Below are 13,178 nucleotides of genomic sequence, written 5' to 3'. Positions count from 1 at the left end.
ATGACTCTCCTTTCTTCTTACCATCAGAAGAAAGGTTTTTTTGTTGAAGATAAGAAAGGAGGAGCTTATGAATACGAGTGCACCGACATATGGAACATTCACCGGGGATCCTTTACTTTATATGGATATTGATGATGGACACAAAGGGGCAGAGAGTGTGATTCAATGGGCTTACGGGCATTATGGAAAACAGCTCGTTTATGCGTGCAGCTTCGGTGCTGAAGCGATCGTACTGCTTGACTTCATTGCAAAGGCACAGCCGGATGCCGACGTCGTTTTTCTGGACACTGGACTTCATTTCCAGGAAACCTATGATTTGATAGACAAAGTGAAAAAGAGGTATCCGGATTTGAACATCCATATGAAAAAGCCGGAATTGACAGTGGAAGAACAGGCAGAGGAATATGGTCCGGCCCTTTGGAAAAGGAATCCCGACCAATGCTGTGCCATCAGAAAAATCAAACCGCTGGAAGAAGCCCTGACAGGAGCGGCGGCCTGGATGTCGGGATTAAGAAGAGAACAATCTGCAAGCCGGAGTCATACGAACTTCGTCAACAAGGACGAACGCTTCCAGTCCATCAAGGTATGCCCCTTAATTCACTGGACATGGGAAGACGTATGGACTTATATCCGACTAAATAGCTTGGATTACAATGAATTACATGACCAAAGCTATCCAAGTGTCGGCTGCATCCCCTGCACAGCGAAAGCGCTGGATGACGGCCGTTCAGGAAGATGGCAGGGATTTGATAAAACCGAGTGTGGACTCCACACAGCGGGAGATACGAAACAATAAAGGAGAGATGAATGATGTCCATTATTCAACCGCATGGCGGGCAGTTAATCAATCGTTTTACAGCACAGCCGGATACGCTTCCGGAACAAAGGATCGAGCTTGATGCGATGGCGTTGAGTGATATCGATTTAATCGCTAATGGGGCATACAGTCCGCTTCAAGGATTTTTAACAAGGGAAGATTATGATCACGTCGTTGAAAATCTTCGTTTGAAAGACGGCACTCCCTGGAGTCTCCCGATCACACTGCCTGTTTCTGAAGAGCAGGCCCGTTCGTTACATGGTCAAGCGGCTCTTGTGAAAGATGGGGCAATCTACGGTGTGATCGAAATCGAAGACATTTACAAGCCGGATAAACAGAAAGAAGCTGCAAAGGTTTACTTAACGACAGAAGACGCTCACCCGGGGGTCAGTAAACTTTACAAGCGCCCGGATTATTATGTCGGTGGCAGAATTGAAGTATTCCATCGTCCGGAGCGGGAGCATTCAGACCATTACTACCTTGATCCCGAAGAGACAAGAGAACGATTCCAACAGGCCGGATGGGAAAAGGTTGTCGGTTTCCAAACGCGTAATCCTGTTCACCGTGCTCATGAATATATCCAAAAAGCGGCCCTGGAAAGCGTAGATGGACTATTTCTGAATCCGCTCGTAGGAGAAACGAAAAGCGACGATATCCCGAGTGATGTGCGCATGAGAAGTTATGAGGTACTCTTGGATGAATATTATCCGGAAAACCGGGTGACGCTGGCTGTTTTTAATGCGGCCATGCGCTATGCAGGCCCTCGGGAAGCCATCTTCCATGCGATTGTCCGGAAGAATTTCGGCTGCTCCCATTTCATAGTCGGGAGGGATCATGCAGGTGTCGGCGATTACTATGGTACATATGACGCTCAAAAAATCTTCAGCCACTTTGAAGAAGGAGAGCTGGAAATAACCCCGGTCTTTTTTGAGCACAGCTTCTACTGCAAAGCCTGTGAAGCAATGGCTTCTCATAAAACCTGCCCCCACAGCAAGGAGCATCACGTAATTTTATCAGGAACAAAAGTGCGCGAGCTGCTTCGGAGCGGCAAGAAACCACCGAAAACGTTCAGCCGTCCGGAGGTCGTGGAAGTGCTGATTGAAGGGCTTAAACAACAGACAGCGGATGTAAAGGGGTGAATGGAATGGCAACGAATTTAACATGGCATGAAGCTGCCGTCCAAAAAAAGGATTACCGGAGTAAAAATGGTCATTTCAGTGGTGTGCTCTGGTTCACCGGTCTCTCAGGGGCTGGTAAATCCAGCATTGCCAACCATTTGAACCGCCTTCTTTTTGAGCACGGCATCCAAACCTACCTGCTTGACGGGGATAACGTTCGTCATGGATTAAATCGGGATCTTGGTTTTTCTGAAGCCGACCGGACAGAGAACATCCGTCGGATCGGTGAAGTATCCAAATTGTTCACAGACAATGGTTCCATCGTTTTGACGGCTTTTATTTCTCCATACAGGGAGGACCGTGACCGGGTCCGATCCCTTTTGGAAGAGGAAGAATTCATGGAAGTCTTTGTCGACTGTCCTGTGGAGGAATGTGAAAGCCGGGATCCTAAAGGACTGTATAAAAAAGCAAGGGCTGGGGAAATCTCCGGTTTTACCGGGGTGGATGCTCCTTACGAGGCACCGGTGAATCCGGAATGTGTCGTTCGGTCTGACCAGCATTCCATCCAAACCTGTGCGGAACAGATTTTTCAACTTCTTATTGATAAAAAGTGGCTGAACGACAAGGAGGGATAACGTGACCAAAGTATATATCGTAGGTGCAGGTCCTGGAGACATTGATTTGATTACCGTGAAAGGTCTTAAAGCTGTCCAGAAGGCTGAAGTTGTTCTGTATGACAGGCTCATCAATCAGGATCTTCTTGAGGAAACGAAAGCAGGGGCAGAGCTCGTCTTCTGTGGGAAAAGGCCCGATCATCACGCACTGTCCCAGTCAACCATCAATCATCTTCTTGTCAAATACGCCCTTCAAGGGAAAGTGGTCACACGCCTTAAAGGAGGAGATCCATTTGTGTTCGGCCGCGGAGGGGAAGAAGCAGAAGCTCTTGCAAAAAGGTCCATTCCTTTTGAGATCGTTCCAGGAATTACATCCGGGACGGCTGCCCCTGCGTACGCCGGCATTCCGGTCACCCACAGGGAATACAGCTCGTCGGTCGCTTTCATATCCGGGGTCAGTAAGAAAGGAACAGATGAAGAAGCGTACTGGGAGCGGGTCGTCAAAAGTATGGATACGCTGTGCATCTACATGGGTGTCAAAAGACTTCCGGAGATTTGTGATCGGCTGAAAAAATATGGGCGGTCTCCAGATACGCCGATGGCCCTTATCCAGAATGGAACGACGAACAGCCAGAAAATGGTGAAGGGAACAATCGATACGATTGTAGAAAAGAGCCGTTTTATCGAAAACCCTGCCATGATCGTTGTGGGGGAAGTGGTGGAGCTGAGCAGCCACCTCCAATGGTTCGACCCGGCCGGTGAGGACGCCCGTGTATCTGCGGAAACGATTGTAGGCTAGGAAGAGGAGGATGAGGATGGAAGCTGTCCTGTATGTAAGTCACGGAAGCAGAAAAAAAGCAGCCACCACCCAGGCAGAGGACTTTTTACACCGTGCAGCGGAAGCGCATGATCTGCCTTATGAGATTTGTTATCTGGAACTCGCTGAACCTGATATATCAGAAGGGGTGCGGCGCCTTGTGGAAAGGGGAGCATCCAGCATCGTTGTACAGCCGGTCCTGCTTTTGAGTGCTGGTCACTATTATAAAGATATCCCTGAAGAGATTGATCAAATCTCCCGCCTTTACTCCGGCCTGACGTTTTCCTATGGAGAACCTCTGGGAGTGCAGCCATCGATTATAAAAGCGCTCGCTGAACGTGTGCAGGGAACGGATGTACCGGTTCAAAAAGGAACGAATATCCTCTTGGTGGGAAGAGGAAGCCGTCACCCGGATACACCAGAAGCCGTCAAAAAAATTGCGCAGCTGCTGAAGGATGAAATCAATCATTCCCACGTGGAGGTCTGTTACCTCGCGGCTCTTTCCCCGCGTTTTCCAGAGGCTTTCCACCGGTCCATCGAGGATTACGAACATACAATCGTTGTGCCATACCTTTGGTTTACCGGTGTATTGATGGAAGAAATTCAAGAGGAAGTCTATCAGGCTGTCCAACAAGGATATTCAGCTGCTGCCGCCCATCATCTGCAGGATCACCCGGCGATGGAACATTCACTTCAATTCAGGGTGAAGGAAGCGCTGAACCGAATGTCCAGAGCGGAGTGAACGGTTAATGAAGCCTTTATCCATCGATTTACACAAAAAGAAGGTCGTTATTGTCGGAGGTGGCAGAGTAGCAGAGAAGCGTTTGAAATCTCTCTTGTCAGAGGGTCCGGAACTGACGGTGATCAGTCCGGAATTGACAGAAGCCCTTCGTCAGTTATGGGAGAAGGGGGGATTTGAGTGGAAGCAGAAGACTTATTTCAAAGGGGACGCGTCCGGTGCTTTTCTGCTCATTACGGCTGCTGATCAGCCTGAGGTGAATGAACAAGCGGCGGCTGAGGCCGGAGACGTTCCGCTGCTCAACCGTGCAGACAATGGAGGCGGGAATGTTCATTTTCCTGCCCATATGAAGAGGGGAAGACTCTCTGTTTCTGTCACAACAAACGGGGCCAGCCCTTCGTTGTCAGCCGAAATTAAACAGAGGTTTGAAGAGCAGTTTCCGGAGGATTACGGGAGTTATGTCGATTTTTTGTTCACGTTAAGGAATGAACTTCGACATGCCGGCTTTTCATCTGACCGGAGGCGTTTTTATCTGGAGGAGGGATTGAAAGAATCCTGTCAATCCAAGGTGAATCAGCAGTTATTGCTGGAAGAAATACATAAGGAGAAGGAGGCGGATGACTGTGAAAGGTCTGGCCGGTAAAAAGATAGGGGTGGCAGCTGATCGGCGCGCGGATGAAATTGCCAGGCTGATTCGTAATATGGATGGACGCTCCGCCGGCTATCCCATCCAAGGCTCTCAGCAATATAATCAGGAAACGGCCCGTCGGGATGTTCATCATTATTTAAAAAAGCCCTTTGATTATGTTTTGTTAACGACTGGTATAGGGGCTCGGACATTGGAAGAGGCTGCTGCAGGCATTGGTCACCGCCGTTCATTTGTAAAAAAATTATCTGATGAAATCCTGCTCATCCGCGGTCAAAAAACTGCTGACTGGTTGAAGGAACAAAACCTCGCTTATGAATGGATCGCTGAAGACGGGACAATGGCAAAGCTGTTGTCCTATATGGAGAATAATACCGCAAAAGCAGGAAAAAGTGTGTATTTACAAGCCTATAACCTGGATGATGCTGCCTTAAAAGACCGTCTTGAGGAAATGGGATACGATGTTTATTTATCAAAACCCTACTCATTCCTGCCTCCGGATCCCGATATTTTAGGTAGGCTGCGAAGAGAAATTACAAAGGAAAATCTTGATGCGGTCGTTTTCACCAGTAAAACCCAGGTAAAACAGCTGTTTTCGAAAGAGCAGCAGCCGGTCGTCGATGCCTTTAATCGAAATGTTCTCGCTGCTGCTGTCGGAAAGGTAACGGCAGCCGCTTTGGAAGAGCAGGGGATTTCCTATGTCCTGCAGCCTGAAAAAGCGAAGATGGGCGCTATGATTGTAGCGCTGGAGCGTTATTACCGGGAGGGCGCGCACACGGCCGCTCATTTTTGACTATGGAGGTGACAGAATTGTCGTTACAAGTAATCAACAGTCCGTTCAATAAAGAGCAGACGGAGTTACTGAACCAGCTGCTCCCAACATTGAATGAGCAGCAGAAAATCTGGCTCAGCGGCTATCTGGCCGCAGGGGCAGACCGTGGAAGTGGAGCAGCACAGGAAACAGAAGCAGGGGTCCCGGCAGTGGAAACAAGACACGTCACCCTTTTATATGGATCGCACACAGGGAACTGCCAGGAGCTTGCCGAAAAGTTTTCCGGCAGGTTGAAGGAAAACGGACTGCAGGTTTCTGTCGAAGATATGGACCGGTACAAACCGAAGTCCTTAAAAAAGGAAGAAGATCTATTGATCATTACCAGTACCCATGGAGACGGCGATCCTCCGGATAATGCGCTCTCCTTTTATGAATTTCTTTACAGCGGGCGTGCACCAAAACTGGATGGTGTCCGCTACAGTGTGCTTGCCCTTGGGGACAGCTCGTACGAATTTTACTGTCAGACAGGTAAAGACTTTGATAAACGTTTGGAAGAGCTTGGAGCAGAACGTATCGTAGAACGCATGGATTGCGACCTCGATTATGATGAAGAGGCGGAGGACTGGATCAATAAAGTCATCAATTCTCTGGAAACAGCTGAAGAAGGTAAAAAGGTGCAGGCCGCTCCCAATCCCCAATCATCCGGACCGGTGTATACGAAGAAAAATCCGTTTTCGGCGGAAGTGCTGGAAAATATCAATTTGAACGGCCGTGGTTCCAATAAAGAGACCCGGCATCTGGAACTGGATCTGGAAGATTCCAATCTTGCATATGAGCCTGGGGACAGTCTTGGAATCTACCCGCTTAATGAAGAGAAGCTGGTCGATCAATTAATTACTCTGATGCAGTGGGATCCTGAGCTTTCCGTTACCCTTAATAAAGACGGAGAGGTCCGTGCATTAAGGGAAGCCCTTTTGTCCCATTTCGAGATCACTGTGCTTACTAAACCGCTGCTCGAAAAGCTGGGAACCTTCACCAGTAATGAAAAACTGCAGGAAATCCTTGCATCCAAAGAGGCGCTTCAAACGTATATGGACGGTCGAGATCTTCTCGATGTTCTCACAGACTTCGGTCCATGGAACCTTGGAGCAGAAGAACTGGTGCAGCAACTTCGCAAAATCCCGCCTCGTCTGTACTCCATAGCGAGCAGCTGGAAAGCGAACCCGGACGAAGTTCACTTGACTATTGGCACGGTTCGGTATGAGAGCCACGGAAGGAACCGGCTTGGTGTATGTTCAGGCCAGTGTGCAGAACGGATGGAGCCTGGCGGAAACGTAGATGTATTTGTCCAGAAAAATTCCAACTTCAAGCTGCCGGAAGATGGATCTGCTCCTGTCATTATGATTGGTGCTGGAACTGGAATCGCCCCGTACCGGTCATTTCTGGAAGAGAGAGAAGAAATGGGATTAGAAGGGAATACCTGGTTATTCTTCGGAGAACAGCATTTCACGACGGATTTTCTTTATCAAACCGAATGGCAGCGCTGGCTCAAAGATGGCGTTTTATCCAGGATGGATGTCGCCTTTTCGAGGGATAACGAAGAAAAAGTGTATGTACAGCACAGAATGACCGAGCGCAGCAGAGAACTCTTTGAGTGGATGGAAGCAGGAGCTTACCTGTATGTATGCGGGGATGAAAAACATATGGCCAAAGATGTCCATCAGGCCCTTGTATCCATCGTTCAGAAGGAATCCGGAAGGACTGAGGAAGAAGCAGAAGCCTATATGGCAGACCTTAGACAGCAGAAGCGTTATCAGAGAGATGTGTATTAACCATCATTGAAATGAAGAAAACGAAAGGAGAGGACAAAGCATGACAAAATCCGATCACCCCTCTCACCAGACACAGGGACCACCGGACGCAATGGAAAAAATCAAGGAGGAAAGCCGGCTGCTGCGCGGATCTCTCGTGGAAAGCTTTCAGGATCCCATTACCGGGAGCATCCCGGATGACCAGACAAAACTGTTGAAGTTCCATGGAAGTTACATGCAGGATGACCGGGATATCCGGAATGAACGAAAAAAACAGAAACTTGAACCAGCGTATCAATTCATGGTGCGTGTCCGGCTTCCAGGAGGCACAGCCACACCGGAACAGTGGCTGACAATGGATGAACTCTCTGATCAGTATGGAAACGGAACATTAAAACTGACGACAAGACAGACCTTTCAAATGCACGGCATTCTGAAATGGAACATGAAGAAAAGCATTCAACGGATGGACCAGGCGCTCATGGATTCCATAGCCGCCTGCGGAGACGTGAACCGGAATGTCATGTGCAACGTATATCCGGATCAGTCCAATGTTCATCACGAAGTGTATGAGTGGTCGAAGAAAGTAAGTGAGCACCTTCTTCCGAAAACAAGAGCTTATCATGAAATCTGGCTGGATGAGGAGAAAGTTGCCGACGGCAAAGAAGAGGAACCAATCTACGGCCCTGTATATCTTCCGCGGAAATTCAAAATCGGTGTGGCCGTTCCCCCTTCCAATGATGTGGATGTTTTTTCGCAGGACCTGGGTTTTATCGCGATTGTGGAAGATGATCAACTCACCGGCTTTAATATCGCCGTCGGCGGAGGGATGGGGATGACTCACGGCGACGAACATACGTATCCCCAGTTAGCGCGTGTCATCGGCTTCTGCCCGGTCGATAAAATAGTCGAAACAGCTGAAAAAGTCGTCACCATCCAGCGCGATTACGGCAACCGGTCCAACCGTAAAAATGCACGGTTTAAGTATACCGTTGACCGGATGGGGCTGGACTGGATCAGGGAAGAGCTGGAAAGCCGTCTCGGCTGGGAACTTGAAGAAGCAAGGGATTACCATTTCGATCATAATGGGGACCGTTATGGCTGGATCAAAGCCGCTGATGGCACTTGGCATCACACCTTCTTTATCCAAAACGGCCGGATTAAAGATGAAAAAGAATACCAGTTGAAAGCCGGATTGAGAAAAATTGCCGGTATTCACGAAGGCGACTTTCGGTTAACTCCGAACCAGAACGTGAGCATAGCAGGTGTGACCGATGCAAAGAAAGAGGAAATATCAGCGGTCATCGATGAGTACGGACTGACCGATGGCAGGCAGAATTCAGCGCTGAGGAGGAATTCCATGGCGTGTGTCGCTCTTCCGACCTGTGGACTGGCGATGGCAGAGTCGGAGAGATATCTCCCGTCCCTCGTCGATAAATTGGAAGATATTCTAGATGAATACGGGCTCTCAGATGAAGAAATCATTATCCGTATGTCGGGCTGCCCGAATGGATGTTCCCGGCCGGCTCTTGGTGAAATTGGATTCATCGGGAAAGCACCGGGGAAATACAACATGTATTTAGGGGCTGGATTTGCAGGAGACCGCTTGAACAAAATCTATAAAGAAAACATCGGGGAAGAAGAAATTCTCCTCGAGTTAAGGCAGATGTTTAAGGAATTTGCGCTTAACCGTTCCGAAGGTGAAAAGTTCGGGGATTTCGTCATCCGAGCCGGTTATGTGAAGGCCGTTTCGTCAGGCACAGAGTTCCACACCTCCTGATCATGTGTCACCTGCCGGCTTTCTCTGCATATCTTGTAGGGGAAACGACAGGCAGAGAGGTGTAGTAACATGGATGATAAAAAGAGTCAGCTCCCCGGTTTTTTTGAGCATACGTTTATGGATCTGGTTCGGGCCGTGGACTCGTTTTTTGATCAGTCCCTTCATGCAGCAGAATCTTTCTCCCAAAAAAATGCGATTCCTATCGATGTTTATGAATCAAACGGAGAGATCGTCGTTGAAGCTGTCCTTCCGGATGTGGATGAAAATCAAATCCGTATTGACCGCTCCGGCCGGCAGCTGCGCATTCTTATCGAACAACAGCAGCTGCGGGAAGTGAATGATGAAGGGCGCGATTACTACAGCCGGACCCACTTCAGAAAGACCCGGGAACAGATGATCGAGCTGCCATTTGAAGCTGACGTCACCAGCAGCCGTGCTTCGTTCCATAACGGGGTATTGAAGGTTGTCTTTCAAAAAAGAGGGCCGTTGGAGTCCATACAAATTGAAAGGTAAAGGGGAAGTGTAGCGGCTTCTCTTCTTTTTTTAGTGGTATATATGAAGGGGAAGGGGGGAGGCTGTGCACCGTTACTGGGTTCCCTATAGCTGGAGGCCGGTCACTCCGATTTATGAAAGACCCGGACCTTCATATCCAGAGGTGGAAGTCTCTTTGTTCAGAGAATCCGCCGTTTCAATGGAGAAACTCATCAAGGATGCGGAAAGACTGGTTGGGAAAATTCACGACGATGCATCCTATGCTGAGCAGATCATGATGGCGGCTCAACAGTCCAATCATGAAAAAGTGGACGGTCTGCTTGGTGAATATGTATCAAGTTCATTTCAGACCACATATAATCCGGATCGTCTGAAGGTCACCCTTGGATCACAGGACAGCAGACGTGACTGCTGCCGGCTGACACTCGTACTCCGCTGGAGATAAAAAAGCTTGAAGAGAACGTCATGACGTTCTCTTCAAGCTTTTTTTAAACTACATGAATCATTAATGTCCAAGCGAGCGTACGATAAATTCAACGAGAAAGATCATGGCGATGAATACGACAGGGGTGGACAATTCCCGATGCCTGCCCAGGGCAAGCTTTACAATCGGATAGGCTATAAAGCCGAAGGCCATTCCGTCAGCGATGGAATACGTGAAAGGAATCATCACGATAATTAAAAACGCCGGCATGGATTCAGAAAGCTGATCAAATGGAATTTCCTTGATGTTCTGAACCATTAGGGCTCCAACGATGATCAGGATCGGAGCAATAGCTGAAGATGGAACCATGGAAATCCATGGGATCAAAAACAGGGTGGCTCCGAATAGAACGGCCATGGTCAGCGCCGATTTCCCTGACTTTCCTCCGGATGCAATGACAGCAGCACTCTCTGCGGAAGAAACCGTCGGTGATGTACCCAGAAATCCAGTGGATAAGGCGGAAAATGCGGTTGCCTGATAGGACCGTTTAAATTTGTCCTCCTGATTGAGCATGGAAAGCTGACCGTGGATCAGCCCCATATTCTCGAAGATGAGAACGATCGCCAACGGGAAAACCGCCATCCAGAAACCAAACCCGAAGATTCCGGAAAAGTCCGGCAGCATCAGAAAGCTCTGTTCCTGGATATCGATGCTTTTTCCACTTTCCCCGAGCAGCCCCGTGAAGTGGGCCAGTACGGTCCCGGCAATCATCGTCACTAAAAAGTTGCCGGGGACGTTTCTTGAGAATAGAAAAATCCCGATAAATAAGGTGATGACACTGGTAATCACCATGGCAGATGACGGGTTGCCAAGCGTGATCAGGGAATGTTCCCCCTTGACAACGAGGCCTCCCTTTTCGAGTCCGATCAGCGTCAGGAAAAGCCCAAGCCCGACGGTGATGGCATGCTTCAAAGAAGCGGGAATGGCATGTTTCAGCCAATCGCCGAGCTTTGTGAAAGCAGTGATCAGAAAGATGATGGAAGCCATCGTCACGACAGCGAGTCCTTCCTGAAAGGACATGCCCGTTCCTTCGACAATCGAGTAGGCGAACAACGCATTGACGCCCATCCCGGGGATGAGAACCATCGGTGCGTTCGCATAAAAAGCCATGATCAAGCAGCCTAACGCGCTGGCAAGGATAGTAGCAACCATACCGCTCTCAAGCGGCAGCCCCGCACTCTCCAGAATCTGACTGTTGACGGCTACAATATATACCGTTGTGAAATAACCGATCAAACCTGCCAGTCCTTCTTTTTTCCAGCCCGCCTGTTGATGTTGCTGATTGAGCATTTCAATCCCTCATATGAAATTATCCCTCTCCCGCCCGGTTACCGAGTAACCCACAATCTATTATTCTACTCTCTCAAAAGAAAACAATCAACCAGTCAAAATATGGAGGGAACGAAAAGGAAGGAAGATTAAAGTGGAATGTGATAAGATGATAAAGGAATGTTAGAATGTAGTAAGCGTTTTCATCACTTACCTGTTCAGGTTTATATAGAAAGGAAAGGGATCTTAATGAAGTATAGATCTGTGTTTGACATCATCGGTCCTGTTATGATCGGGCCTTCCAGCTCGCATACTGCAGGAGCGGCCCGCATCGGCAGGGCTGCCCGCCATTTATTCGGAAGGGAGCCGAAGTACGCCCATATCCATCTTTACGGGTCATTTGCTAAAACCTACAAGGGGCATGGGACGGATGTAGCCATTATTGGTGGTCTCCTGGACTATGAAACCTATGATGAAAGGATAAGCACTTCCCTTGAAACGGCCAGAGCTTCAGGCATGAAAATCCGTTTTCACGAAGAGGATGCCCATACCGATCATCCAAACACTGCCCGTGTAAAGATCGGCGATGAAGACGGGGAACTGGAACTTGTCGGCATTTCCATTGGAGGAGGCAAGGCTGAAATCACGGAATTGAATGGTTTTGAACTCCGGTTATCGGGGAGCCACCCGGCTATCCTTCTTATTCATAACGACCGTTACGGAGCTATTGCATCAGCGACAGCGGTCCTTGCAAAAAATGAAATCAATATCGGCCGGATGGAAGTATCCAGAAAAGCCCAGGGGGAGCAGGCTTTGATGGTCATTGAGGTTGACCAGAATATTGATGATTCCATACTTAATGAACTGGAACGCGCAGACCACATTACTCAAGTGGCTAAAATCTCAGACTAGACATACAAAAGGAGTGTTCGCATGTTTCGCAATGTAGCAGAACTGATCGAGCTTGCTGAAAGTGAGCAGATACAAATATCTGAAGTGATGATTCGTCAGGAAATGGAAGTGAAGCAGCTTTCCAGGGAAGAGGTCTTTGCCCATATGGAAAGGAATCTCGACGTCATGGAAAAAGCAGTGGAAGATGGTTTGAAAGGTGTGCAGTCCCACAGTGGATTGACCGGAGGGGACGCTGTACTCATTCAGGATTACATGAAAAACCATACCCCGTTGTCAGGTCAGCTGTTGATGGACGCCGTCAGTAAGGCAGTGGCCACGAACGAAGTAAATGCGGCTATGGGCACCATCTGCGCCACGCCGACAGCCGGCAGTGCGGGGTGTGTGCCGGGTACTTTGTTTGCCGTTAAAAATCAGCTGAATCCATCACGTGAGCAGATGGTCCGGTACTTGTTCACCTCAGGTGCTTTCGGTTTCGTTGTTGCCAATAATGCATCGATATCAGGGGCTGCGGGTGGATGTCAGGCAGAAGTCGGCTCCGCTGCTGGAATGGCTGCCGCGGCTATTGTGGAAATGGCAGGAGGCACGCCTTCCCAGTCTGCCGAAGCTATGGCGATCACTTTGAAAAATATGCTTGGATTAATTTGCGATCCTGTTGCTGGACTTGTCGAAGTCCCGTGTGTGAAACGAAATGCCATGGGGGCTTCCAACGCTGTTGTAGCGGCAGATATGGCCCTTGCCGGTGTGAAGAGCAGAATTCCATGTGATGAAGTGATTGATGCCATGTATAAAGTAGGGCAGCGGATGCCGTCAGCTTTCAGGGAAACCGCCCAGGGTGGACTGGCTGCGACGCCGACCGGACGCGAACTCGAAGCAAAAGTGTACGGAATATCTTTAAAGAAAGAGTGAA

14 protein-coding genes are annotated in these 13,178 nt (G+C 48.9%); 13 read left to right on the top strand and 1 reads right to left on the bottom strand.

The genetic code is table 11. The annotated features are described in order from the left end of the window. Window positions 1-67: 67 nt before the first annotated feature. The 11 genes from ACXADP_RS11545 to ACXADP_RS11495 all read left to right on the top strand — a co-directional run bounded on the left by ACXADP_RS11545 (window position 68) and on the right by ACXADP_RS11495 (window position 10,051). On the top strand, window positions 68-796 hold the full coding sequence (locus ACXADP_RS11545) for a phosphoadenylyl-sulfate reductase (RefSeq protein ID WP_474971488.1): 729 nt from the start codon (window positions 68-70) through the stop codon (window positions 794-796). Between the two features lie 14 nt (window positions 797-810). Beyond that, window positions 811-1,956: a sulfate adenylyltransferase gene (gene sat, locus ACXADP_RS11540; protein WP_474971487.1), complete on the top strand. Its 1,146-nt coding sequence runs from the start codon at window positions 811-813 to the stop codon at window positions 1,954-1,956. 5 nt (window positions 1,957-1,961) lie between these two features. Next, the gene (cysC, locus tag ACXADP_RS11535) at window positions 1,962-2,570 is read left to right on the top strand and encodes an adenylyl-sulfate kinase (protein ID WP_474968461.1); all 609 of its coding nucleotides are present in this window, start codon (window positions 1,962-1,964) and stop codon (window positions 2,568-2,570) included. 1 nt (window position 2,571) lies between these two features. Next, window positions 2,572-3,348, top strand: a complete 777-nt coding sequence (gene cobA / locus ACXADP_RS11530; protein ID WP_474971486.1) for a uroporphyrinogen-III C-methyltransferase — start codon at window positions 2,572-2,574, stop codon at window positions 3,346-3,348. Window positions 3,349-3,364: 16 nt separating this feature from the next. Continuing rightward, complete coding sequence (locus tag ACXADP_RS11525; RefSeq protein WP_474971485.1) at window positions 3,365-4,108, top strand: sirohydrochlorin chelatase; 744 nt, start codon at window positions 3,365-3,367, stop codon at window positions 4,106-4,108. Between the two features lie 7 nt (window positions 4,109-4,115). Continuing rightward, complete coding sequence (locus ACXADP_RS11520) at window positions 4,116-4,748, top strand: NAD(P)-dependent oxidoreductase (protein ID WP_474971484.1); 633 nt, start codon at window positions 4,116-4,118, stop codon at window positions 4,746-4,748. Continuing rightward, on the top strand, window positions 4,723-5,544 hold the full coding sequence (locus ACXADP_RS11515) for a uroporphyrinogen-III synthase (RefSeq protein WP_474968465.1): 822 nt from the start codon (window positions 4,723-4,725) through the stop codon (window positions 5,542-5,544). The genes ACXADP_RS11520 and ACXADP_RS11515 overlap by 26 nt, the downstream gene beginning before the upstream one ends. Window positions 5,545-5,561: 17 nt before the next feature. Further along, window positions 5,562-7,355, top strand: a complete 1,794-nt coding sequence (locus ACXADP_RS11510) for an assimilatory sulfite reductase (NADPH) flavoprotein subunit (RefSeq protein ID WP_474971483.1) — start codon at window positions 5,562-5,564, stop codon at window positions 7,353-7,355. A 40-nt stretch (window positions 7,356-7,395) separates the two neighbouring features. Then, window positions 7,396-9,114 (top strand): assimilatory sulfite reductase (NADPH) hemoprotein subunit, encoded by a 1,719-nt coding sequence (cysI, locus tag ACXADP_RS11505; protein WP_474971482.1) that lies wholly within the window; start codon window positions 7,396-7,398, stop codon window positions 9,112-9,114. Between the two features lie 69 nt (window positions 9,115-9,183). After that, window positions 9,184-9,627, top strand: coding sequence for an Hsp20/alpha crystallin family protein (locus tag ACXADP_RS11500; RefSeq protein ID WP_474968469.1), 444 nt, complete (start codon window positions 9,184-9,186; stop codon window positions 9,625-9,627). A 64-nt stretch (window positions 9,628-9,691) separates the two neighbouring features. Beyond that, window positions 9,692-10,051 (top strand): YuzC family spore coat inner layer protein, encoded by a 360-nt coding sequence (locus tag ACXADP_RS11495; protein ID WP_474971481.1) that lies wholly within the window; start codon window positions 9,692-9,694, stop codon window positions 10,049-10,051. A 60-nt stretch (window positions 10,052-10,111) separates the two neighbouring features. Here ACXADP_RS11495 and ACXADP_RS11490 read toward each other — a convergent pair whose 3' ends face one another. Next, entirely contained in the window at window positions 10,112-11,380 is a 1,269-nt protein-coding gene (locus ACXADP_RS11490; protein WP_027954168.1) for an NCS2 family permease, read from the bottom strand. Between the two features lie 228 nt (window positions 11,381-11,608). Here ACXADP_RS11490 and sdaAB point away from each other — a divergent pair, with 228 nt between their 5' ends. Together sdaAB and sdaAA are read left to right on the top strand one after the other, a co-directional pair. After that, window positions 11,609-12,271: an L-serine ammonia-lyase, iron-sulfur-dependent subunit beta gene (sdaAB, locus tag ACXADP_RS11485; protein ID WP_474968471.1), complete on the top strand. Its 663-nt coding sequence runs from the start codon at window positions 11,609-11,611 to the stop codon at window positions 12,269-12,271. Between the two features lie 21 nt (window positions 12,272-12,292). Further along, a complete protein-coding gene (gene sdaAA, locus ACXADP_RS11480) occupies window positions 12,293-13,177 on the top strand; it encodes an L-serine ammonia-lyase, iron-sulfur-dependent, subunit alpha (protein WP_474968472.1) in 885 nt (294 codons plus the stop codon). Window position 13,178: the final 1 nt, after the last annotated feature.

This window comes from Halobacillus sp. AWH4_228 (assembly GCF_056158365.1).
Note: the sequence above shows the minus strand (reverse complement) of the source record. Positions and strands in the feature narration are given on the sequence as shown.